Here is a 22,886-nt window from a genome sequence, read left to right as displayed (position 1 = left end):
TTGCGGAGTACGAGTTTGCTGACATTTTCTTCAACGAGGGAAAACAATGATCCAAAACATCGTCAAGAAGTCTCTGGCCGTAGCGCTGCTTGCCGGCATCGGCTTCTCCGCCGTCGCCCAGGAACGCGTCTATGTGATTGACCAGCGCGACGTCGTCGCCAAGTCGGGCTTCGGCCTGTGCTGGCGTACCGGCTACTGGACCCCGGCCGCTGCCGCCGCCGACAAGGCCGGTTGCGAGTGCGACAAGGACCTGCTGCCGAAGGAAGCCTGCGAAGCCAAGACCGCCGCTGCTGCGACGGCCGCTCCGGCCGTCGCCGGTCCGAAGCCGACCGGTGAGAAGATCACCGTCGCCGCCGATGCCCTGTTCGACTTCAACAAGGCCGTGCTGCGTCCGGAAGGCAAGGCCAAGCTCGACGAGCTGGTCTCCAAGGCCAACGCCATCAAGCTGGAAGTGATCCTGGCCGTCGGCCACACCGACCGCATCGGCGGTGCCGCCTACAACCAGAAGCTATCCGAGAAGCGCGCTGCCGCGGTCAAGGAATACCTGGTTGCCAAGGGCATCGAAGCCAACCGCGTCTACACCGAAGGCAAGGGCAAGACCCAGCCGGTGACCGGCGACAAGTGCAAGGGCAACGTCAAGACCAAGGCCCTGATCGACTGCCTCCAACCGGATCGTCGCGTCGACATCGAAGTCATCGGCACCAAGTAAGACGCCGCTGCTACAATGCAAAGCCCTGCTTCGGCAGGGCTTTTTCATTTCCGTGACCGAAACATGAGCACACTCAACGCCGATCCGGCCGAACTTCAGAAGTTCGGCGACCTTGCCCACCGTTGGTGGGATCCGAACAGCGAATTCAAACCGCTGCACGACATCAACCCATTGCGCCTGGCGTGGATCGACCGTCATGTCGGTCTGGCCGGCAAGCGTGTACTCGACGTCGGCTGCGGCGGCGGACTGCTGTCGGAAGGAATGGCCGACTACGGCGCGACGGTAACCGGCATCGACCTGTCGGAAAAACCATTGGGCGTGGCCCGTCTGCACCTGCTGGAAAGCGGTCGACAAGTCGATTACCGACAAATCGCCGCGGAACAGCTGGCCGACGAAATGCCGGGCAGTTTCGACGTCGTCACCTGCCTCGAAATGCTTGAACACGTGCCCAACCCATCGAGCACCATCACCGCCTGCGCCCGCCTCGTGAAACCCGGTGGTCAGGTCTTCTTCTCGACCCTGAACCGCAATCCCAAGTCATATTTGTTCGCGGTACTCGGTGCTGAATACATCCTGCGCATGCTGCCCAAGGGCACGCACGATTACGCCAGGTTCATCAAGCCATCCGAACTGGCGCGCTGGGCCAAGCTGGGCCAGCTCGAACCGCTCGAACTGATCGGCATGAGCTACAACCCCTTCAGCAAGACATACAGTCTGGGCGCCGACACCAGCGTCAATTACCTGATGCGGACCATCCGGCAAGCCTGACCGGCCGCCGGTCTGTTGAAGCCGGGCTCACCGCCCGGCCGAGCGCTCCCGCCGTCGGTAGGCAAGTACGGCTGGCAGGAACGCAGCCAATCCCAGCGCGGCGATGATCAGCAAGGGCCAGCGCGACGGCGTGTTCCACTGGCGTCGCGCCTGCTCGCGGTCGGCCGGGTCGATGCGCTGATACTTGAGCGTATTGTTGGCCACGTCATTCGGCTTGCGGTTCCTCACCCAGCGATGGCTGAGCGTATAGCTCTTCTGGTGGAAGCCGAAGACCCAGGGCGCATCGTGCTGCAGCAGGGCATTCATGCGACGGACAAGCGCCAGACGTCGCGGCGTGTTGTCCATGTATTTCATGGTGTCGAACAGCCGGTCGAATTCCGGATTGACGTAGTTCGACGAATTCTCGCCACCCGAGGCAACGCGCGCTTCCGGCCCATGCAGCAGGAAGAAAAAATTCTCCGGATCCGGATAATCGGCGTTCCAGCCGAGGTAGTACATCTGCACGTTGCCCTTGCGCAACTTGTCCTGGAAACGATTGAAATCGCTCGGTCGGACAACCAGCTGGATGTCGATCTTGGCAAATTGCCGGGTCAACCAGTCCAGCCGGGCCTTTTCGCCCGGCCCGCCACCGGTCGAATCGAGGTTGAGGACGAGCGGCTCACCGCTTTTTTCGTGCCGCCCGTTCGGATAGCCGGCCTCGACCATCAAACGCCTGGCGACCGCCACCGACTTGCGCTGCGGCTTGCCATCCAGCCAGTCGTAAACACTGGGGTTGATTCCCGCTTCACCGGTTTCGTAACCGAAGATACCGGGCGGCAGCGGTCCTTGTGCCGGGATTCCTCGTCCGTTCAGGAAAATGGAAATGAACTCCTCCTGATCAATGGCGATGGAAATGGCCTGCCGCAAGCGCGTCGACCGCGCGTCCAGCCCGCCGACGACAGGATCGAGCATGTTGAAGCCCATGTAGAACGTCGACGTACGCACCGAGGTCAGCAAGCGGATGCCGCGCGCCCGCATGTCGTCGGTCAGCGAGACATCGCCATCGGCGCCGATGCGCACCGCCTGATCGAAACTGTCGGAAGAAATGCCGGAAGCGTCGTAATAGCCTTGCAGGAACTTGTTCCAGTAAGGAATCGCCTCCTTCTCGCGCGAGAACACGACACGGTCGATCTGCGGCAGAGGCTTGCCGCAGTCGGCCAGCAGCCCGGCCGCAGCATCCTCGGCATCGCCTTCGCAGGGGTAGCTTTCGCCGTGAAAGTTGGGATTCCGGGTCAACACCATGCGCCGGTTCGGATCGTTTTCGGTCAGCATGTAAGGACCGGTGCCGACCGGCCACCAGTCCAGCGTCAGGTTCTTCTCGCGCATGCCGGGCTGGGCGAAGAAACGGTCGACCTCGCGCGGCACCGGGGCAAAGAAATGCATCGCCAGCCAGTAGGCAAACTGCGGGTACTTGCCCTTGATGCGAATTCGCCAATGGTAGGCGTCGATGCGCTCGACGCCGCGCAAGGGGTAAGCGTCGAGGTCGATCCAGGCGTCGGCCGGCAGTTGCCGTGCGTCGGCCCGCAAACGCTCACCGAGTTCCTGCAGGCCGACGATCTTGGCCGCCATCATGCCGTAGATCGGCGAATGCAGACGCGGATGGGCCAAGCGCTTGATCTGGTAAATGTAGTCGTCGGCGTGCAATTCGCGCGTCGCGGTCTCCGGAAAGTCGGCGATCGTCTGCCGGCCCGCCGCGGCATTTTCGCCCAGATAGCGCGGTCGACCGTCGGTATCGAGCGCAAATGCCGGATGCGGCTGATAACGGATGCCGGGTTTCAACTGCAGGTCGTAGATGCTCTCGGCGATTGCCGCCTCCGGCGCGTTCTCCGCCAACGGACGTCCGGCGGCGTCGACAAAGCGGACCTGCGGCATTTCGCTCAAGGTGGCCGGTATCAGCGTATAGGGGCGCTTCAGGTAGTGGTACTGCAGCGGCGGCTCGTAGATCTGGGCATGGAAAACCGCCTCGTCCTCGGTATAGGACTGCGCCGGGTCGAGATGCTTGGGGCGGTCGACAAAGGCGGTGTAAAGAACGTTGCGCCCGGCATCGGCCGACGGATAGGGATTGTTCCAGGCCTCGCCACAGGCGGCGAGCATTGCGGTCAACGCGAGCAGGACGACGAAATTGCGCATGGCCGCAGTGTATCAAGGCTTGACCGCCGCCGTGCCGTCCGAACACAATGGCCTCAACGACAACAACAGGACGCAACCATGCTCGACACCGCTGTCCCCGATTTCTCCCTCCCCAGCACCGGCGACAAGACCTTCACGCTGAGCGAACAACGCGGCAGGATCGTCGTCATCTACTTCTACCCCAAGGACAGCACCCCCGGCTGCACCACCGAAGGCCAGAACTTCCGCGACCTTTACGAACAGTTTCTTGCGGTCGACGCCGTTGTTCTGGGCATTTCTCGCGACAGCCTGAAATCGCACGAAAACTTCAAGGCCAAGCAGTCCTTCCCGTTCGAACTGGGTGCCGATACCGACGAAGCCGTCTGCAAACTGTTCGGCACGATCAAGGACAAGGTGATGTACGGCAAACCCTGCCGCGGCATCGAGCGTTCGACCTTCGTCATCGACCGTGCCGGCGTGCTGCGTCGCGAATGGCGCGGCCTCAAGGTGGCCGGCCATGCGCAGGAAGTCCTCGATTTCGTCAAGTCCCTCTGATCCCACTCCGCCAAAGGCCCCCTCCATGCCGCGCCAACCCGCAGCCAAGAAGCCCGTCCCGACCAAGATCTTCGTTCTCGACACCAACGTGCTGATGCACGACCCCAGCTGCCTTTACCGTTTCGAGGAACACGACATCTTCCTGCCGATCATGACGCTGGAAGAACTCGACAACCACAAGAAGGGCATGTCGGAAATCGCCCGCAACGCCCGCCAGGCCTCGCGCATGCTCGACGAGATGCTGGCTGGCGACGATGTGGATATCGAGGAAGGCATCGCCCTGTACGGCCCGTCGAACAAGCTGGCCAGCGGCCGGCTTTTCCTGCAGACGGAAGCGATCAGCGGCGAACTGCCGCAGGGCCTGCCGACCTCGAAAGTGGACAACCAGATCCTGTCGGTGGTCATCCATCTGCAGAAGAAATTCCCGAAACGGCCGGTCATCCTGGTGTCCAAGGACATCAACATGCGCATCAAGTCGCGCGCGTTGAACCTGCTCGCCGAGGATTACTTCAACGACAAGGTGCTCGAGGATACCGATATCCTCTACGCCGGTACCCGCGCCCTGCCCGAGAACTTCTGGGACAAGCACGGCAAGGGCATGGAATCGTGGAAGAAGGACTCGAAGACCTATTACAAGGTCACCGGCCCGCTCTGTCCGCAGCTGCTGGTCAATGAATTCGTCTGGCTGGAAAAGGACGGCTTTGCTGCAATCGTCAAGGAAACCGCCGGCAAGACGGCGGTGCTCGAGACGCTGATCGACTACACGCACCCCAAGAATGCCGTCTGGGGCATCACCGCGCGCAACCGCGAACAGAACTTCGCGCTCAATCTGCTGATGAATCCGGACATCGATTTCGTCACCCTGCTCGGCCAGGCCGGCACCGGCAAGACGCTGCTGACGCTGGCCGCCGGTCTGACCCAGACGCTGGAGAGCAAGCAGTTCGCCGAGATCATCATGACCCGCGTCACCGTGCCGGTCGGCGAGGACATCGGTTTCCTGCCCGGCAGCGAGGAAGAGAAGATGGCGCCATGGATGGGGGCCCTGGAAGACAACCTGGAGGTCCTCACGCACACCGAGGAAAACAGCCCCTACGGCGGCGACTGGGGCAAGGCGGCAACCAACGACCTGATCCGTTCGAAGATCAAGGTCAAGTCGCTGAACTTCATGCGTGGCCGTACTTTCCTGAAGAAATACCTGATCATCGACGAGGCGCAGAACCTGACGCCGAAGCAGATGAAAACGCTGGTCACCCGGGCCGGCCCGGGTACCAAGGTGATCTGCCTGGGGAACATCGCACAGATCGACACACCCTACCTGACCGAAGGCAGTTCCGGCCTGACTTATGTGGTCGACCGCTTCAAGGGATGGACGCATTCCGGTCACATCACGTTACAAAGAGGCGAGCGCTCGCGCCTCGCGGACCACGCCGCCGACGTGCTATAGTTGCCGCAGAAATAACGGGGCCGTGTCATCGACACGGCCTTTTCGTTTGAACCCGAGTGCGCTGGAGTAAGAGTTTGAAACGCAGAGATTTCCTGGCTGCGGCAGCGGCCTTGCTGACGGTTGACGCCATTGCGGCACCGGCAAAATCGTCCAGTAACAAGAAAAAAGCGGGCAGCACCGCCAAGCCTGCCGCGACGAAGAGCAAGAAAAGCACCGCCACCACCAGCAAAAAGAAACCCGCGACCCGCAGTAGCGGCACCAGCTACCGGCCAGCCGTCCAGTCCGCCGAAAACTCGGTGGTGGACAACCCGCCGGAAGGCACATCGGCATCACGCCTGCCGCCGGTCAGACCCCCCGAACTGCCCAGCGACTGGCGAACCTTCGAAATCGTCACCACGATCAACCTGAAAGCGGCACTCCAGGCCAGGACACGCCTGTGGCTGCCCCTGCCCTTCGCTCAGGACACGCTGTACCAGCGCACCTTGAGCCACGCCTGGCAGGGTAATCCGCTCAACGCGGCGATGCGCAGGCAACCCGACGGCGAACTGGAAATCCTTGTCTGCGACTGGCGCCCCGAAGACGATGCCAGCCTGCGCCTGACGACGCACGTGACCACCGCCGACCGACATTTCGACGTTACCCGTCGCACGGTCGCACCGGAGCGCGACGACATTTTGCGCCGTTACCTGCAATCTTCCCGCCACATCCCGAACGAAGGCCTGTCCCGCCAATTGGGTGAACGCATCGTCGGCCGGATCAAGGATCCGGTTGCCCAGGCAAAGGCCATCTACGACTGGGTCGTCGAGAACAGCATCTATGATCCGACCCTTCCCGGCTGTGGCACCGGCGACATCAACAAGCAACTGATGAACGGCCGCTACGGCGGACGTTCGGCAGACATCAACGGAATGTTCGTCTCGCTTTGCCGCAGCATCGGCATTCCCGCCAGAACGGTCCAGGGGCTGCGCGTCGGCCGCTCCCGGCTGTTCCAGAGCCTCGGCCTGCGTGGCGACGAAGCCACCCGCGCCCAGCACGTCCGGGCCGAGTTCTACATTCCCGGTTACGGGTGGATTCCTGTCGATCCCAGCGATGTCCGGCGCGCCATGTCGCGCGAGGTGCTATCGGACACCGACAGCCGCCTGATTTCGCTGAAACGGGTGCTGTTCGGCGTCTGGGAAATGAACTGGATCGCCCTAAACATCGGCAACGATGTGCGTCTGCCGGACCATAACGGCGTCCTGCCCTTCCTGCTGCACCCCAGGATGACCCAGGGCAACCAGTTGCTCAGCGACGAAAACCCGGCCACCACGCCCTACACCATCAGCGCCAGACAGGTCGAACTCTAAATCTTGCGGTCGACCGGCAAAAAACGCAGAAATCTGCCGTCGACCGCAACAACGGGAATGATGGCAGCAACGCCCGAGGTCAATCGCGGGCGTCCTGGAAGCCGCCGCTGGCCAGATTCTCGAAGCGGGTGAATTCGCCGAGGAAGGCCAGCCGGACGGTACCGGTCGGACCGTTACGCTGCTTGCCGATGATCACTTCGGCCATGCCCTTGTCCGGCGAATCCGGCTTGTAATACTCGTCGCGATACATCATCAGGATCACGTCGGCATCCTGCTCGATGGCGCCGGATTCGCGCAAGTCGGACATCATCGGCCGCTTGTCGGTACGTTCCTCGACCTTTCGCGAGAGCTGCGACAGCGCAATGATCGGCACCTGCAGTTCCTTGGCCAGTGACTTGATCGAGCGGGAGATTTCAGAAACCTCGGTCGCCCGGTTCTCTCCCGCCTTGTTGCCGGACATCAGCTGGATGTAGTCGATGACCAGCAGGCCGAGCTTGCCACCGTACTGACGCGCCAGACGACGCGCCCGGGCACGCAGGTTGGCCGGGCTCAGGCCGCCGGTTTCGTCGATATAGATCGGCGCTTCATGCAGCTTGCCCAGCGCGAAGGACAAACGCGACCATTCATCGTCGGACATCCGGCCGGTACGCAGGTTCTGCGAGTTCAGGCGACCGATCGACGCCAGCATCCGCATGGCCAGCTGGGCGCCGCCCATTTCCATCGAAAACACGCCGACCGGCAAGCCGGTATCGACGCCGACGTTCTCGGCAATGTTCAGGGCAAACGCCGTCTTGCCCATCGACGGGCGTCCGGCAACGATGATCAGATCTCCCGGCTGGAAACCCGAGGTCTTCTGGTCCAGATCGGCAAAACCGGTCGGTACGCCGGTAATGTCGGAGGGGTTGTCGCGGTCGTGCAATTCCTGAATCCGCTCGACGACCTGGGTCAGCAAAGGATTGATGTGGACGAAGCCCTCGGTATGCCCGGCACCGGCTTCGGCAATCTTGAAGATCTTCGATTCGGCTTCGTCGAGCAGGCTTTCCGCATCGCGGCCAAGGGGATTGAGTGCATCGGCCGCGATCTCGTCGGCGGTGGCAACCAGTTGCCGCAGCACCGCGCGTTCGCGCACGATCTCCGCATAGCGTTTGATATTGGCGGCCGAGGGTGTATTGGCGGCCAATTCACCGAGATAGGCCAGACCGCCGGTCTGGTCGCTCTCGCCCGCGGCATCGAGCGCTTCGGCCACCGTCACGACGTCGGCCGGCTTGGCTTTCTCGAGCAAGCCGCGAATCTGCCGGAAGATGCGGCGATGCTCGTCGCGGTAAAAGTCGCTGTCGGTGATCAGGTCACCCATGCGGTCCCAAGCCTGATTATCAAGCAACAGGCCGCCGAGCACCGACTGCTCGGCTTCGATCGAATGCGGCGGGACCCGCAACTGATCGATGGCGGCATCCGGCGTTCTGGGTTTGGCTGGGCGTTGGTTCATGAGATCACAATGAAAAAGGCCCCGCATTTGCGAGGCCTTGAAGCGTAAGTGAAAGCGACTTACTCGGCAACCACGGACAACGTGATGTTGGCCAGCACATCGGTGTGCAGGGCAACTTCGACCGGAAACTCGCCAATTGCCTTGAACGGACCTTCCGGCAGACGGACAGCCGACTTGTCGATGTCGAAGCCGGCAACCTTCAGCGCTTCGGCGATATCGGCATTGCCAACCGAGCCGAACAGGCGACCGTCCATACCGGCCTTGCGCGACACGGCGACGGCCAGGCCGTTCATCTTGTCGGCAACACCCTGAGCAGCAGCCAATTTCTCGGCAGCCGCCTTTTCCAGTTCGGCACGACGGGTTTCGAACTCGGCCAGAGCTGCCGGGGTGGCGCGCTTTGCCTTCCTTTGCGGGATCAGGAAATTGCGGGCGTAGCCGTCCTTGACCTTGACCACGTCACCCAGGTTACCCAGGTTGACAACCTTCTCGAGCAGAATGATTTGCATGTTTCGTCTCCCTCGAAATTACTGATGGTTGTCGGTGTAAGGCAGCAGGGCCAGGAAGCGGGCGCGCTTGATCGCAGCGCCCAGCTGGCGCTGGTAGCCGGCCTTCGTGCCGGTCAGACGAGCCGGCATGATCTTGGCGTTTTCCTGGATGTATTCCTTGAGGACGTCGACGTCCTTGTAGTCGATCTGTTCAACCTTCTCCGCGGTGAAGCGGCAGAACTTGCGGCGCTTGAACAGGCTGTTGCCGCGACGCTTTTTCTTGTCGTCAGTCTTCTTCTTGAAGAATCGTGCCATTTTCGTTTCCTTCCAAATATTCGATAGTGTTCGCGTGTATCACGGGAGTTCGACTGTTTCTGCCTCGTGCGGCTAGAAATCCCTCGACGCTTACTCGGCTACCCAGTGGGGCGGCTTCCAGCCAGCGTGCGGCATCTCCCAGCGCAAACACGGCTATCTCGACTTCCACCAACCGGGGCAATCCATTCTCGATTAACCCGGATTCATGTTTCAGCCTGCCTTCACTGACCGCCACCCCTGCCGGGGTGTAGCGCAGGTTCTTGCGCTCGATCAGTTGGCCCGACAACCGGACGCTGTTCAGTCTAAATCCCGCGAAACGTCGATTAGGCGGCCTGCTCGGCGGACTCAGCCTCGCCGGAAAGCAGAGACTTGGACTTCTCTTCCTTCATCATCGGCGACGGGGCGGTCACGGCAGCCTTCATCTTGACGGTCAGATGGCGCAATACGGCGTCGTTGAACTTGAAGGAATGCTCAAGTTCGTTCAGCGTCTCACCATCGCATTCGATATTCATCAGCACATAGTGTGCCTTGTGAATCTTCTGGATCGGGTAAGCCAGCTGGCGGCGGCCCCAGTCTTCAAGACGGTGCACGACACCACCCTTGGCAGTGACGATCGAACGGTAACGCTCGACCATGCCGGGCACTTGTTCGCTTTGGTCCGGGTGGACGATAAAGACGATTTCATAATGGCGCATGCAAACTCCTTTTGGGATGAACCCTCCGCCATGCGTTTGCGGTAGGGCAAGGTTGAAAAGCCCGCGATTATATCAGAACTGCACAGCAGAAAAACAAAAGCGACCCGAAATAGGCCGCTTTTCGTACAGGCAATCGCCAATCAGAAATCAGCCTGCCGCATCACCCGGTCCCATGCGATTGACCGTCTCTTTCAACTCGATCAGGAAGAGAATCTCCTCAACCACCGGCAGGGCAAAACCCAGGCGCTGCCCACCCCGATTGTCACGTAACAATTGATAGAGATACCCAACAACATCGCCCTCCTGCCACAACTCAGCGACCGTTGCCATAATTCGTGGCATATCTTCAAGCCCCTGGGGTTTGCGTAACGCGGAATCCTCAGCTTCCTGCACCGGCGAATCCAGATCGAGGTCGACCGCTTGCGCAGCCTCCCAGCGCTGCACCTCGACGTTGAAGTTCTGATTGAGGTTGCGGGAAACCGCTTCGAACTCATCCCGCATGCCCGCCATCCGATAAACATCCATCAAACGAATCCAGGGCTGCAGTGCCTCCTGGGGATTGTTATCGATATATTCCTGCAAGGCTTGAGCAGCCCCCTTCACTCGACCGAACGAAAGCATGATGTCAGCCAGTTCCATAACGGGATTGGCTTCAAAATGCTCGTCGACCGTAGTAGCACTAATCGACAGCAGTGAATCGGCCGCACCTGCCATCGTCGCTTTCCCGACTGGCGAATCCTGTATGGCACGAGCACCACCATCAAGTTCGACATCAACCGGCAGAGGCCCACCAGTCGCAGCATCGACCGGCAAGTCGACCTCGGCCTCGCCTTCATCTGCCCTCGGAACTACCGCATGCCCATCATATTCGCTGGAAATGACCTGCCCTGCATGCGGCAAAGGATAATCACCATCATCGTCAGTACGACGCCGTTTCCAGAGGAGCCATCCTGCGCCGCCGAGCACAACGCCAAGCAACAGGCCGTACAACCCCCAGTCGGAAAACAGCGAATCGTCTTCTTGCGGCGATTGTGGCGAAGGGAGCACTTGCTGAGGAGGCACGCCGGCCGGTGGAACATTCTCGGTCTGCCGAACAAGACCGTCGGCCTTGGCCTTTAGCTCCCCCAACGTAGACTCCATGGCACGCAGCTTCTCCGCTGCTTCCAGCTGATTGGTGGCTTGCTCCTGAAGCGCCATCAACATGCGAAATTCCAGACGAAGCATTTCGCGCTGCGCGGCAAGCGTCTCACTATCAGGAGCCAATGGGGCCAAAACATCAGTCAGCGCCAGCGCAGGATCGCCGGCAATCACGCCGCTCGAGAGCAACAAACGATCTCCGCTCGGCATGGCAGAATTGGTGGCCGGCGGAATTGGAGAATCAGGCGTAACACGAGCCTCCCGCGGAACCGCCTTTGTCGCCTTCGCCTCCTTGCTCCGCCCCCCGACCGAAGGTTTCAGGCGTTGCGCCGCCTGGGCTTTTTCGAGTTTTACGGCGGGGACGCCCGGCTCTTGCTCCGGATCAGCGGCAAAACGCGGGGAAGCGAGCAATGTATATTCGCGGTTCAAATCCTGCCCGCAACCAACCGCAACCGCAATTTGTATCACCGGCTCACGCAAAGGCGCATTCGACGTGATCTCTAGATAAGGCGGGGTTCCCTGCTGCACGGCCAGATCGGCCTGACGCAACCAAGGCAAGTCGCCGCCTTTCGGTCGAATCAACCGAAAACAGCTCGCATCCAGCAAAGGCTTGCCAATGCCCAGTAAATCGACACGCAATTTGAGCTTGTCACCGAGTGCGGCCTGCCCTCGCAACTCCCCCAGCCCAATAGCCGACACCTGGCTAGAAACAGCCAGCCCAAAGACACAAAGCAGAACATGGAAAACCCGTCGATTCAACGACTCAGCCCTCAATGACAAAATTTTTCTGAATTGTAGCGCTTATTTGCCGGATAGATAACGAGAATCTTCAAACGAACTAACCCATTGCGGCCGATAGATGACAAAAAGCGTCATGAGCATGCCACTGAGCCAGGCCTCCGAAAATGCCAATAGCAGAAAATAAGGCAAGTACTCATCAAATAAATATGAAATTTCATAAACTTGAGCAGCGGATAGCAGAGCCGTTGAGACAACGCCTATCAAAACAACAACAATGGCCGAAGAAATAAAACTATTGATAAATACATAAACAAAGAAATGTCTGGGCAGGAAGGACGAGAAAATCCTGAACAAGAAATGGCTCAAAAGAACGCCACACCCTGCCAACAGCAGCGCGTTCAAGGCATAGGCGAAGTGCCCGGCAGCACCGTTCAACGTCACCCCCAGCAACACCAGGCACAACCCAACAAAGGCAAGGTGAGGGCCAAATGCCAAGGTAAACAGATTGGCACCCAGCAGATGCAAGGTCAAACCTGGCTTGACGCCCGCCTTTAAGCTCCAGACCAAAGTCAGAAGAACGATCATGCCCAACCAAAGATTCGACTGCTCGGACACCTTCAGACGCCCCCAAGGAGCAGCCCAAACAGAAAAGGCGAAGCAAGGTATCCAGATGGCCCAAGCCACCCAGTACCATGCTTCGCCCAACAGGTTATCGGTCAGATTCACATGGCCATTTTAGCCGAGTGCCTGAACCAGTTGCGGAACCACCTCAAAAAGATCAGCGACCAGACCATAATCGGCCACTTGGAAAATCGGCGCATCCGGATCCTTGTTGATGGCAACGATCACCTTGGAATCCTTCATGCCGGCCAGGTGCTGAATTGCACCAGAAATCCCTATGGCCAGATACAACTGGGGAGCAACAATCTTGCCGGTTTGCCCGACCTGAAAGTCATTCGGTACGAACCCCGCGTCCACAGCCGCCCGGGACGCTCCCAGTGCGGCGCCGAGTTTGTCAGCCAGCGGCTCAAGAAGGCTGTGGTAATTCTCACCACTGCCAAGACCCCGACCACCGGAAACGATGATCTGGGCCGCACCGAGTTCGGGACGCTCAGATTTGGTCAGCTCGCGCCCCAGCATTTCCACCTGTCCCGTCGCAGCAACCGGCGAAATATTTTCAAGCTCAGCCGACGCCCCCGAGCCGACCGGATCGAACGCTGTGGTACGAACCGAAACGACCTTGATTGGATCAACGCTTCGCACCGTCGCCAATGCATTCCCAGCGTATATCGGGCGCACGAAAGTATCGGCCCCTTCGACAGCAACGATATCTGAAATCTGTGCCACATCCAGCACAGCAGCGATTCGCGGTAATAAATTCTTGCCGAAGGAAGAAGCCGGCGCCAGGATATGACCATAACCGCCGCTCAGCCCGACCACCAGCGCAGCCAGATTTTCGGCAGTCTGCTCGGCATAGTGAGGCGCATCCGCCACCAGCACCTTGCTCACACCACTTAAACCGGAAATCTGTTGTGCGACAGCAGCACAATCGGAGCCGGCAACCAAAACGTGGATATTCCCACCAATCTTCTGCGCTGCGGACAGCGTATTGAGCGTGGCGGACTTGACCTTTCCCTGGTCGTGTTCAGCAATGACAAGAATAGCCATCAGATCACCTTTGCTTCATTCTTGAGTTTCGCCACCAGCTCGCCAACGTCAGCGACCTTGACACCAGCCGAACGCCCCGCCGGCTCGACAACCCTGATCGTCGTCAGACGAGGTGCCACATCAACGCCAAGCACATCCGGCGTAAGCACATCCAGCGGCTTTTTCTTTGCCTTCATGATATTGGGCAAAGTCGCATACCGAGGTTCGTTCAGACGCAAATCCGTCGTGACAACAGCAGGTAACGTGATTTTCAAGGTTTCGAGGCCACCGTCAATTTCACGCGTAACCACAGCCCGTGCATCAGCCACAACCACCTTGGACGCAAACGTTGCCTGCGGCCACCCGGCGAGTGCCGCCAGCATCTGGCCGGTCTGATTGGCATCATCGTCGATCGCCTGTTTGCCACAGATCACAAGCTGGGGCAGTTCCCGGTCGCAGACGGCCTTGAGCAGCTTAGCCACAGCCAGTGGCTGCAATTCAACATCGGTTTCGACCAGCAAGCCGCGGTCGGCGCCGATCGCCATGGCCGTACGCAGGGTTTCCTGGGCCGCAGTGACACCACAGGAAACCACGACGACCTCCGTTGCCACGCCAGCTTCTTTGAGACGAACAGCTTCCTCGACAGCAATTTCGTCGAACGGATTCATGCTCATCTTGACGTTTGCAAGATCCACGCCGCTTCCATCAGCCTTGACGCGGACCTTGACGTTGTAGTCGATTACCCGCTTGACGGGAACCAGAATTTTCACAGGACTCTCCTCTTTGGTCAGACTATTCCAGCAAACCATGACGGCGTTTGACAGCGACCAACCCACGCCGCACAATGACCATACTGTGTCGTATGGGAAGCATACGGTAGCGTATGGAAAAAGCCGCTGTCAAGACCTCTAGCACTATCACACCTTCAGGAAAGACGCGCAAGGCGTCGACGGTACGCACCCAGCTCGACCAGGAGCGTTGGGTCGACATGGCAACCGATGTACTCGCCAAAGAAGGCATCTCCGGCCTCCGCGTCGAGGTGCTGGCCAAGCGCTGCGGCGTCACCAAGGGCAGCTTCTATTGGCACTTCAAGGATCGCCAGGCGCTGCTCGACGCAGTGCTCGAACGCTGGCGGGCCGGACGCATCCGGGACATCGAAAAAACCACGGCCGTCCAGCCTGGACACGAACGTGAACAACTGCATTACGCCATTGAGGTTTACGGGGCCAGCCGTAACAGAAAAGGCATGTCGATCGAACTGGCCATTCGAGACTGGGCACGTCGTGACGCCAATGCTGCCGGCGTTGTCGAATCCGTGGATCTGTACCGCCTCGAATGCACGCGCCGCCTGTTTACCGCGAGCGGAATGAGCGACAGCGAGGCCAAAAGTCGTAGCCTGCTGCTCTATGCCTGCGTATTCGGTCTCTCGCTGATGCACTACGACGGATTCGACAACAATCTACTCGAGATCAAGCAACGCATCGCTCAGCGTATCGTCGAAACCTAGGCGGAAACTGCCGACCTGATACTTTTTTGGCGTACCAGAAACTCCCGACCGACCTGCCGCCAGACCACCGCCTCTTCACCCAATGCCGCGGCCGTCCAAGGATTGCTGCGGAGCCACTCCGCCGGCAACTCAAGGGCAAACCCCTTTTCCGTCCCCCTGACCTGCCAGGCGGGCAAAGCTCGATCATCGCGTGTCCGATGCAGGGCAACCGCAAGCCGGAGGCAGAAAACCAGCTTCCAGAGCGTGTCGACCGCAGGCAGGGCACCCAGCTTTTCCAGTTTTCCCCGATGCCCAAGCACCAGCATTGCCAGCCTTGCTTGGTCTTTTTTCGAGAATCCGGGCATGTCGGCATAGGTCAGGATATAGGCACCGTGCTTGTGATAGGCATTATGGGCGATCGAAATACCAATCTCGTGCAAACGGCAAGCCCACGACAAGAACTGGACATCCTCTTCGAACGGAGCCCCCGCACAAAGCTGGGTCAGCGCGGAGAGGGCCGTCGCTTCCACGCGTTCAACCTGATCGCCCTCGACCTGATAGCGGCGACGGAACTGCCTGACCGTCGCATCGCGCATGTCATGGTGATGGAAGCGTCCAAGCAGATCGTAGAGCACCCCCAAGCGCAAGGCGCCATCGGCATAGGTCATGCGATCAATGTCGAATTGCTCGAAGATCGCCGACATGATCGCAATCCCCCCCGGCAACACCGGCAGACGATCGGTCTTGACCCCTTTCAGGTTCAGGTTTTCGGCACTACCTGCACGCAGCAGCATGGAACACAGACGGTCCAGACCTTCCCGGGTAATCCCGCTATCCCCACCGGGATTCAAGCCATTCAGCTCAAGCAGGTCGGCAATGGCGCGAGCCGACCCCGAAGAACCGACCGCCTCCTTCCAGCCCAAGCGCTGGTAATCGCTGGCAATCAGTTCGATTTCCTTGGCCGCCGCCGCCTGCGCCTCGCGAAAACGCTTCTTGTCGATTCGGCGATCTGGAAAATACTTCAATGTGAAGCTGACGCATCCCATGTACAGGGATTCCATCAACTGCGGCTCATGGCGTTTGCCGATGACGAACTCAGTCGAACCACCGCCGATATCCACGACAAGACGCTTATGCGCAGCTGTCGGCAACGAATGTGAGGCCCCCAGATAAATCAGCCGTGCTTCTTCCCGGCCCGCAATCACCTCGATTGGAAAACCGAGGGCCGCCTCGGCCTGAGGCAGGAATTCGGAGGCATCCTTGGCCACGCGCAAGGTATTGGTTGCGACAGCCCGCACCGCCCCGGACTCCATCCCTCGCAGACGCTCGCCAAAACGTTTCAAGGCCTCCAGGGCGCGCGCCCTGGCCGCAGCATCAAGGCGCTTGTCTTGTGTCAATCCGGAAGCCAAACGAACCGGCTCTTTGAGCGAATCAAGCGGATAAATCTGATCGTCCACAACCCGACCGACCTGCAATCGAAAACTGTTCGATCCCAAATCAACGGCGGCTACGGTTTCGTAAATCATGAAGGCGGATTCAGCGGTTCAGGCAAGGAAAAATTCTAACACCCGCCCCTCATGGATATTCTTACAAGTGTCAATAAAAAGGCCCACCGATCTGCATCGGCGAGCCTTTTCACTATTGCACCAAGCAAGCGGCTTAACCGGCGACCAGCAGCTTCTTGATGTTTTCCAGCGTGGACGGGTCCTCGATCGTCGTCAGATCGCCCGGATCACGGCCTTCGGCCAGCGCCTGCAGGGAACGGCGCAGCATCTTGCCGGAACGGGTCTTCGGCAGGCCAACGACGAAATGTACGCGGGCCGGACGGGCGATGGCGCCAAGGATGCCGTCGACGGTGGCGAAGACTTCCTTTTCCAGCGCCTTGACCAGTTCCGGCGTGGCGATCTTGGCGGCGTCCTTGACCACGGCGAAGGCCATCGGCATCTGGCCCTTCAACTTGTCCTCGACACCGACCACGGCGACTTCGGCGATGGCGGCGTGGTTCTGGATCGCTTCCTCGATTTCGCGGGTGCCCAGGCGGTGGCCGGCGACGTTGATGACGTCGTCGGTGCGGCCGAGGATGGTGAAGTAACCCTCGTCATCCTTGATCGCCCAGTCGTAGGACGAGTAGACCAGCGGCTCCTTGAACAGCGTGAAGTAGGTCGAAACGAAGCGCTCGTCCTGGCCCCAGACGGTGGACAGGCAGCCCGGCGGCAGCGGCGGCACGACGGCGGCGATGCCCTTCTCGTTCGGGCCGCACTCGGAACCGTCCTCGCGGAAAATCTTCAGGTTGTAGCCATAGACCGGGAAGGACGGCGAACCGAACTTGATCGGCGTCTTCTCGACACCGTGCAGCGCGGCCAGCATCGGCCAGCCGGTTTCGGTCTGCCAGTAGTTGTCGATGACCGGCTTGCCGGTCTCGTTCTGGAACCACTCGTGCGTCGGCTGATCCAGCGGCTCGCCGGCCATGAAGATGTGCTTCAGGGACGACAGGTCGTACTTGTGCATGTACGCCGGATCCTGCTTCTTCAGTACGCGGGCGGCGGTCGGCGCGGAGAACATCACGTTGACCTTGTACTTCTCGACGATCTGCCACCAGATGCCCGGATCGGGGCGCAGCGGCGTGCCTTCGTACATGATCGTCGCCATGCCGGCGATCAGCGGGCCGTAGATGATGTAGGAGTGGCCGACCACCCAGCCGATGTCGGACGTGGAGAAATAGGTCTCGCCTTCGCCACCACAGTAGATATGCTTCATCGACGAGGCCAACGCCACGGCGTAGCCGCCGGTGTCGCGCTGCACGCCCTTCGGCTTGCCGGTCGTGCCGGAGGTGTAGAGGATGTAGGACGGCTCGGAGGATTCCAGCCATTCGCACTCGACCTTGGCGTCGATGAACTGCTCGCGCAGCGCCGCGTAGTCGACGTCACGCCCGGCGACCTTGTTGAATTCCGGATCGAGACCGCGGTTGACCATCAGCACCTTGGCCGGCTTGTGCTCGGCCAGCTCGATGGCCTCGTCCAGCAAGTGCTTGTAGGGCACGGCCTTGCCGCCGCGCATGCCGGCATCGGCCGAGACGATCAGCGTCGGCTTGGCGTCGTCGATGCGGGTCGCCAGCGAGCCGGAGGCGAAGCCGCCGAACACCACCGAGTGGATGGCGCCGATACGCGCCGCGGCGAAGATCGCGAAGGCGGCCTGGGCGATCATCGGCATGTAGATCAGCACGCGGTCGCCCTTCTTGACGCCGAGGCTCTTGTAGATCGCCGCCATGCGCTCGACTTCGGCCTGCAGTTCGGCGAAGGAGTAGACCTTCTCCTCGTTGGTCTCGGTGGAGATGTAGATCAGCGCGCGGTCGTTCGGCCGCTTGGCCGCATGACGGTCGATCGCGTTATGGCAGAGGTTGGTCTTGCCACCGACGAACCATTTGACGAAGGGCGGTTTCGAGTAATCACAAACCTGGGAGAAAGGCTCCTTCCAGTCAATCAATTGCGCTTGTTCCGTCCAGAACTCGTTCGGTTTCTCGATCGAATACTGGTGAAAATCCTTGTACGTCGTCATAAAACTCCCTCTACGTTTAGTTTTCCTGCACTTGAAATCATGAAAAATGACTTATTCTTTTTCTGTGTCATCCGGCTGAACACTGCGAGACGTGAGCGACGCGGGCAGGTTCAGGCTCAGTTCCTTGTCCATCAACGCGAGCAAAGGGCGCAATTGATGCAACAAAGCCTCAAGATGAGGCAGAACCACGCCTGAACGCCCTGCCTGCAGCAGCTCGACGGCATGTTGAAGCGAAATCGGACGAGTTGCCGGAAGCACCCCACCCGAATCCGTACGATTTCCCCCCGCAATTTCGGCGGCACGCATACGTTCGCCAGCCAGATCCAGCAAGGCGCCAGCAGAGCTGACCAGGTCCGTCGGAACACTCGCCATACCGACGCTGACTGTCAACGACACCGTCTGCCCCTGTACGCTGAGCTTGGCCACCTCAACCGCCTGCCGCACGCGCTCGGCAAAAGTCGCACAGAACTGCGGCGCTGTTCCTGGAGACACAACGGCAAACTGACCCGGACCGAAATGACCCAGACTGTCCTCGTGCCGCATTTTTCCGGCAAGCATTTTTGCGAAACGATTGGCCACCTCGTCGGCAACCACGGCACCAAGAGAGCCGCAAAGCACATCGAAACCATCGAAGCCCAGCACCAGCACGCTGACGTCGCCACCATGTCGAGCCGCATGCGACAAGGCCTGAGCCGTCTGCAACTCCAGATACTTACGGGTATAGAGTCCGCTCTCCGGATCGCTGACCATGTGATCGCGACCCGCTTCAACGTTCTCCCTCGCCTCCTGCAACGCCAGCAGATTGCTCAAACGCGCCAGAATCTCGTTACTGCCCGAACCTTTACCGATGAAATCCGAAACCCCCAGCGTCCTGGCCTTTGCCCGTTCTTCCTCACTTTCCTCACCGGAGACCAGGATGAACGGCATTTGCTGCAACCGTCGCAGCTTGGAGCCACGCAAGCGCTCCAGCAATGCGAAGCCATCCATCTTCGGCATCTGCAGATCGGAAACGACGGCCCGGATCGACTGATCCAGCACCAGCGTCTGCCAGGCGGACTCGCCGTCAGACTCTTCGCGCACCTCGAAGTGGCCGCGCACATGCTGCATCAGCGAGACTCGGCCGACCCGGGAATCGTCGACGATCAGGACGCGCGGCAGCCCGGACATCTCAGGCACCACCCAGCGTGACGACGACACGCCCCCTGGCTTTGCCACCGACATACTCTTCAAACAGTACCGGCAGTTCGTCGAAAGCCACGCCGCGCGACATGCTGGCGAGGTGCGGCGGCCGCAGATCGCTGGCCAGACGTTGCCAGACGCCACTGCGGTAGGGCTCACCGATATAACCGGAATCGATGCCAAGCAGACAGGCACCCCGCAAAATGAACGGCGCCACCGTGGTATTCAGCGACATGCTGGCGGCCAGACCGATACTGGCGATGGTGCCGCCCTGCTTCATCCCGGCGGCAATCCAGGCCAGAATGTCGCCGCCAAGATTGTCGACCGCACCCGCCCAGCGAGCGCTCTCCAATGGACGGATTTTCGCGAGATCAAGCTCCTGGCGCAGCAGGATTTCTGCCGCTCCCAAGCCACGCAGGTACGTCGCTTCACTTGCCTTGCCGGTCAACGCCACCACGTGATAACCCCGCTGTGCCAGCATGTCGATGGCCAAACTGCCCACGCCCCCAGTCGCACCGGTGACGATCACCGGGCCCTTGGCCGGGCTCAGTCCGTTTTCCTCCATCCGGATAATCCCGAGCGCCGCCGTAAACCCTGCCGTACCGAGCGCCATCGCGTCGAACAGCGACAAACCATCGGGCAACGGCACGACCCAGTCGGCGGGCACACGGGCATATTCGGCGTAGCCGCCATGATGGGCAACGCCGATATCGAAACTGGTGGCAATCACCGGATCACCGACCTTGAAACGAGGATCCGCACTCTCGACCACCGTGCCGGACAGATCGATGCCGCCGACACAGGGAAAACGCCGGATGATCTTGCCGGCTCCCGTTGCCGCCAAGGCATCCTTGAAATTGACGCTGGAATAGGCGGTACGGATGAGTACATCGCCCACATCAAGATCGTCGCGCGTCATGCGCACGAAACGGTGACCGACCTTGCCATCCTGGCTATCGATCAGAAGCGTTTTGAAAGACTCCATTGTTTCAGTGTCTCCTCATTTTTAGGGTTCAAATTGTATTCATAATTACAGACGATGAACATACCACCGGCTCAGGGTAGTACTTTTGTCTGATTCAGACTTTACAAGCGAGGCAAAATTAAATACATTGCGGCGCTATGCATCGCAAGATCACTTCCCTTTTCCTCGCCCTGCTTCTTGCCATCGGGCCGGTAGCGCCCTCCGTGGCGCAGGACGTCGCCGCCGCCGAACCACGCTCGCTGCTGGAACGCTACACCAATGCCACGCAGGATGTGATTCTCGAAGGCCTGAAGCTGGTCGGTGTCCGCTACAAATTGGGCGGTAATGACGCAGACCGTGGACTGGACTGCAGTTCTTTCGTCCAGACGGTTTTCCGCGAGAGCATTGGTGCCTACCTGCCCCGTACCGCCCGCGAACAAAGCGAAGTCGGGCAGCAGATCGACATCAACCAGTTGAAGCCCGGCGACCTGGTGTTCTTCAATACGATGCGTCGCACCTTCTCGCATGTCGGTATTTATCTGGGCGACAATCATTTCCTGCATGCGCCGAGAACCGGTGCCGAAGTTCGCGTCGAAAACATGGCCAACAGCTACTGGATGAACCGTTTTGACGGTGCCCGGCGCATCATCGAGACCCGCTGAGCGGAAGCATCCCGAAAAACGCGGCGAAAGCCGCTTTTTTTTCGCCCGCCATCGTCCCGACGGCCTCCCGCAGGCCAGCCACGCGAAGTTTCCGGTACTCGCCAGTCAGCCCTGCTTGTCTTAAAATCCGGCAATACGAGGCTTGAACGATGAGTGCGAAAAATCTCAAATCCAGCGAGTTGATCGAAGCAATCCGGACTTCGAACCTGAATCAGGTCATTGCCGCCCTTGATGCGGGTGCAGACGTGAATGAAGCGGATATCCACGGGCATGCCGGCTTGCCGCTGAGAACTGCGTGTTTCAGCGGCAACGTACCGATCATCCGTGAATTGCTGGACCGCGGCGCAAACGTCAATGCGACGACGCCGGATGGCAGCGGCGCGCCGATTCGCCTGGCACTGCGTGCCGGCCATCGCGAAGTTGCCGCGTTGCTGATCGCCCGCGATGCCGAAATCCCTTTGGGCATCGACGTCGACCCGGCGCTTCTCGAGCGCGCCGAAATACTGGCCGGCCGCGTTCCGGAAAACTACATTCCGGACCTCGAATTCGAAGCGGTCTCCTTTGGCGGAGCCGCATCGAAAGTGTCGGATACCCCGCCAGCCGCCGACCTCGACAATGTGCTGGAATTCGTCAGCGCGCTGCCGGAGCCCGAAATCGTGCAGGTCGACGTCAAGGGCGGCGCCTATGGCGTCGACACCAATGTCCTGGCACTCGACTTCGAGAAGGCATCCGGTTCCTGGGAAAAGGTGGAGCGTGCGGCCCCCTCCAAGGATGACGGGGCCGCTTCCTGAACGAAGCCGGTCGCAGCGATGACGCCTGCAGACCTCGTGTCCCCGGTGACGGGCTGACCGTCCAAGCATGCTGACCTACCTGCGGCCGGCCGACCCTTTCCCGCCCGTCACCTCGGCGCAAGCGGAAATGGGCGGCCTGCTCGCCGTTGGCGGCGGACTGCAGCCGGATCGCCTGCTCGAAGCCTATCGCCGCGGCATCTTTCCCTGGGGCACCGTCGAAGGACATCCGCTGTGGTACAGCCCGGCCCCCCGCATGGTGCTGTTCCCCGCCGAATTCCGGCTGACCCGCTCGCTGCGCAAGACTTTGCGGCATGCTGGCTTTACGGTGCAGTTCGACACCGATTTCGCCGGCGTGATGACACGTTGCGCAGCCACGCCCCGTCCCGGACAGGACGGCACCTGGATCACCCCGGAAATGCTTGATGCCTACGTCCGGCTACATGAACTCGGCTGGGCGCACTCGGTCGAAACCTGGGCCGGTGGCGAACTGGTCGGCGGGCTCTACGGTCTGGCGATCGGACGCATGTTCTACGGCGAATCGATGTTCGCCTTGCGCCGCGACGCCTCCAAGGTCGCCTTCGCACATCTCGTACGCTATCTTGTCGAAAACGACTTCACCATGATCGATTGCCAGATGCACACCAGCCACCTCGCCTCGCTCGGCGGCCGCGAAATTCCCCGCACCGACTTTTTGCGCCAACTCGAGGCGTCGACCGCAAAAGGCATCGAGCGCGGCCCCTGGGCAACGCGCCACGCCGACTGGACCTGGTAAC

The 22,886-nt window shown here is 60.1% G+C and carries 23 protein-coding genes; 9 read left to right on the top strand and 14 right to left on the bottom strand.

Annotated features, from left to right (window positions below; all coding sequences use genetic code 11):
• Positions 1–46 precede the first annotated feature (46 nt).
• The gene (locus L0962_RS09920; protein ID WP_234086278.1) at positions 47–709 is read left to right on the top strand and encodes an OmpA family protein; all 663 of its coding nucleotides are present in this window, start codon (positions 47–49) and stop codon (positions 707–709) included.
• A gap of 63 nt (positions 710–772) precedes the next feature.
• Complete coding sequence (gene ubiG / locus L0962_RS09915; RefSeq protein ID WP_234086277.1) at positions 773–1,477, top strand: bifunctional 2-polyprenyl-6-hydroxyphenol methylase/3-demethylubiquinol 3-O-methyltransferase UbiG; 705 nt, start codon at positions 773–775, stop codon at positions 1,475–1,477.
• Between the two features lie 27 nt (positions 1,478–1,504).
• Here the strand turns inward: ubiG and L0962_RS09910 are convergent, their stop codons facing one another.
• A complete protein-coding gene (locus tag L0962_RS09910) occupies positions 1,505–3,646 on the bottom strand; it encodes an ABC transporter substrate-binding protein (RefSeq protein WP_234086276.1) in 2,142 nt (713 codons plus the stop codon).
• Between the two features lie 78 nt (positions 3,647–3,724).
• Here L0962_RS09910 and L0962_RS09905 point away from each other — a divergent pair, with 78 nt between their 5' ends.
• The 3 genes from L0962_RS09905 (at position 3,725) to L0962_RS09895 (ending at position 6,970) form a co-directional block, all read left to right on the top strand.
• A complete protein-coding gene (locus L0962_RS09905) occupies positions 3,725–4,180 on the top strand; it encodes a peroxiredoxin (protein WP_234086275.1) in 456 nt (151 codons plus the stop codon).
• Between the two features lie 25 nt (positions 4,181–4,205).
• Positions 4,206–5,624: a PhoH family protein gene (locus tag L0962_RS09900; protein ID WP_234086274.1), complete on the top strand. Its 1,419-nt coding sequence runs from the start codon at positions 4,206–4,208 to the stop codon at positions 5,622–5,624.
• 74 nt (positions 5,625–5,698) lie between these two features.
• Entirely contained in the window at positions 5,699–6,970 is a 1,272-nt protein-coding gene (locus L0962_RS09895) for a transglutaminase-like domain-containing protein (RefSeq protein WP_234086273.1), read from the top strand.
• A 79-nt stretch (positions 6,971–7,049) separates the two neighbouring features.
• On the opposite strand, the gene dnaB is transcribed toward L0962_RS09895, so the two are convergent.
• From dnaB to L0962_RS09850, 9 genes are all read right to left on the bottom strand, one after another.
• On the bottom strand, positions 7,050–8,456 hold the full coding sequence (gene dnaB / locus L0962_RS09890; RefSeq protein WP_234086272.1) for a replicative DNA helicase: 1,407 nt from the start codon (positions 8,454–8,456) through the stop codon (positions 7,050–7,052).
• A gap of 59 nt (positions 8,457–8,515) precedes the next feature.
• On the bottom strand, positions 8,516–8,962 hold the full coding sequence (rplI, locus tag L0962_RS09885; protein WP_234086271.1) for a 50S ribosomal protein L9: 447 nt from the start codon (positions 8,960–8,962) through the stop codon (positions 8,516–8,518).
• An 18-nt stretch (positions 8,963–8,980) separates the two neighbouring features.
• Positions 8,981–9,256 (bottom strand): 30S ribosomal protein S18, encoded by a 276-nt coding sequence (gene rpsR / locus L0962_RS09880; protein WP_234086270.1) that lies wholly within the window; start codon positions 9,254–9,256, stop codon positions 8,981–8,983.
• Positions 9,228–9,542 carry a primosomal replication protein N gene (priB, locus tag L0962_RS09875; RefSeq protein ID WP_234086269.1) on the bottom strand — a complete coding sequence of 105 codons (315 nt, stop codon included), beginning with the start codon at positions 9,540–9,542 and terminating at the stop codon, positions 9,228–9,230. The genes rpsR and priB overlap by 29 nt, the downstream gene beginning before the upstream one ends.
• 37 nt (positions 9,543–9,579) lie before the next feature.
• The gene (gene rpsF, locus L0962_RS09870; protein ID WP_234086268.1) at positions 9,580–9,951 is read right to left on the bottom strand and encodes a 30S ribosomal protein S6; all 372 of its coding nucleotides are present in this window, start codon (positions 9,949–9,951) and stop codon (positions 9,580–9,582) included.
• A 147-nt stretch (positions 9,952–10,098) separates the two neighbouring features.
• The gene (locus L0962_RS09865; RefSeq protein ID WP_234086267.1) at positions 10,099–11,847 is read right to left on the bottom strand and encodes a FimV family protein; all 1,749 of its coding nucleotides are present in this window, start codon (positions 11,845–11,847) and stop codon (positions 10,099–10,101) included.
• Between the two features lie 42 nt (positions 11,848–11,889).
• Positions 11,890–12,555 carry an energy-coupling factor ABC transporter permease gene (locus L0962_RS09860; protein ID WP_234086266.1) on the bottom strand — a complete coding sequence of 222 codons (666 nt, stop codon included), beginning with the start codon at positions 12,553–12,555 and terminating at the stop codon, positions 11,890–11,892.
• A 9-nt stretch (positions 12,556–12,564) separates the two neighbouring features.
• Positions 12,565–13,497: an electron transfer flavoprotein subunit alpha/FixB family protein gene (locus L0962_RS09855; RefSeq protein WP_234086265.1), complete on the bottom strand. Its 933-nt coding sequence runs from the start codon at positions 13,495–13,497 to the stop codon at positions 12,565–12,567.
• Positions 13,497–14,246 (bottom strand): electron transfer flavoprotein subunit beta/FixA family protein, encoded by a 750-nt coding sequence (locus L0962_RS09850; protein ID WP_234086264.1) that lies wholly within the window; start codon positions 14,244–14,246, stop codon positions 13,497–13,499. Before L0962_RS09850 ends, L0962_RS09855 begins: the two co-directional genes overlap by 1 nt.
• Before the next feature lie 218 nt (positions 14,247–14,464).
• On the opposite strand from L0962_RS09850, the gene L0962_RS09845 reads away from it, so the two are divergent.
• The gene (locus tag L0962_RS09845) at positions 14,465–14,983 is read left to right on the top strand and encodes a TetR/AcrR family transcriptional regulator (protein ID WP_234086263.1); all 519 of its coding nucleotides are present in this window, start codon (positions 14,465–14,467) and stop codon (positions 14,981–14,983) included.
• Here the strand turns inward: L0962_RS09845 and ppx are convergent.
• From ppx to L0962_RS09825, 4 genes are all read right to left on the bottom strand, one after another.
• The gene (gene ppx / locus L0962_RS09840; protein WP_234086262.1) at positions 14,980–16,488 is read right to left on the bottom strand and encodes an exopolyphosphatase; all 1,509 of its coding nucleotides are present in this window, start codon (positions 16,486–16,488) and stop codon (positions 14,980–14,982) included. The two genes, L0962_RS09845 and ppx, sit on opposite strands and share 4 nt — an antisense overlap.
• 133 nt (positions 16,489–16,621) lie before the next feature.
• Entirely contained in the window at positions 16,622–18,517 is a 1,896-nt protein-coding gene (locus tag L0962_RS09835; protein ID WP_234086261.1) for a propionate--CoA ligase, read from the bottom strand.
• 51 nt (positions 18,518–18,568) lie between these two features.
• A complete protein-coding gene (locus L0962_RS09830; RefSeq protein WP_234086260.1) occupies positions 18,569–19,684 on the bottom strand; it encodes a diguanylate cyclase in 1,116 nt (371 codons plus the stop codon).
• Position 19,685: 1 nt separating this feature from the next.
• Positions 19,686–20,681, bottom strand: coding sequence for an oxidoreductase (locus L0962_RS09825; RefSeq protein WP_255680790.1), 996 nt, complete (start codon positions 20,679–20,681; stop codon positions 19,686–19,688).
• Between the two features lie 137 nt (positions 20,682–20,818).
• On the opposite strand from L0962_RS09825, the gene L0962_RS09820 reads away from it, so the two are divergent.
• The 3 genes from L0962_RS09820 to aat all read left to right on the top strand — a co-directional run bounded on the left by L0962_RS09820 (position 20,819) and on the right by aat (position 22,885).
• Positions 20,819–21,322 carry a C40 family peptidase gene (locus L0962_RS09820; protein WP_234086259.1) on the top strand — a complete coding sequence of 168 codons (504 nt, stop codon included), beginning with the start codon at positions 20,819–20,821 and terminating at the stop codon, positions 21,320–21,322.
• 149 nt (positions 21,323–21,471) lie between these two features.
• Entirely contained in the window at positions 21,472–22,113 is a 642-nt protein-coding gene (locus L0962_RS09815; RefSeq protein ID WP_234086258.1) for an ankyrin repeat domain-containing protein, read from the top strand.
• Between the two features lie 67 nt (positions 22,114–22,180).
• Positions 22,181–22,885 carry a leucyl/phenylalanyl-tRNA--protein transferase gene (gene aat, locus L0962_RS09810; RefSeq protein ID WP_234086257.1) on the top strand — a complete coding sequence of 235 codons (705 nt, stop codon included), beginning with the start codon at positions 22,181–22,183 and terminating at the stop codon, positions 22,883–22,885.
• Position 22,886: the final 1 nt, after the last annotated feature.

It is taken from the genome of Azonexus sp. R2A61, assembly GCF_021401135.1.
Taxonomy (GTDB): Bacteria; Pseudomonadota; Gammaproteobacteria; order Burkholderiales; family Rhodocyclaceae; genus Azonexus.
This window is presented reverse-complemented; position numbering and strand designations above follow the sequence as displayed.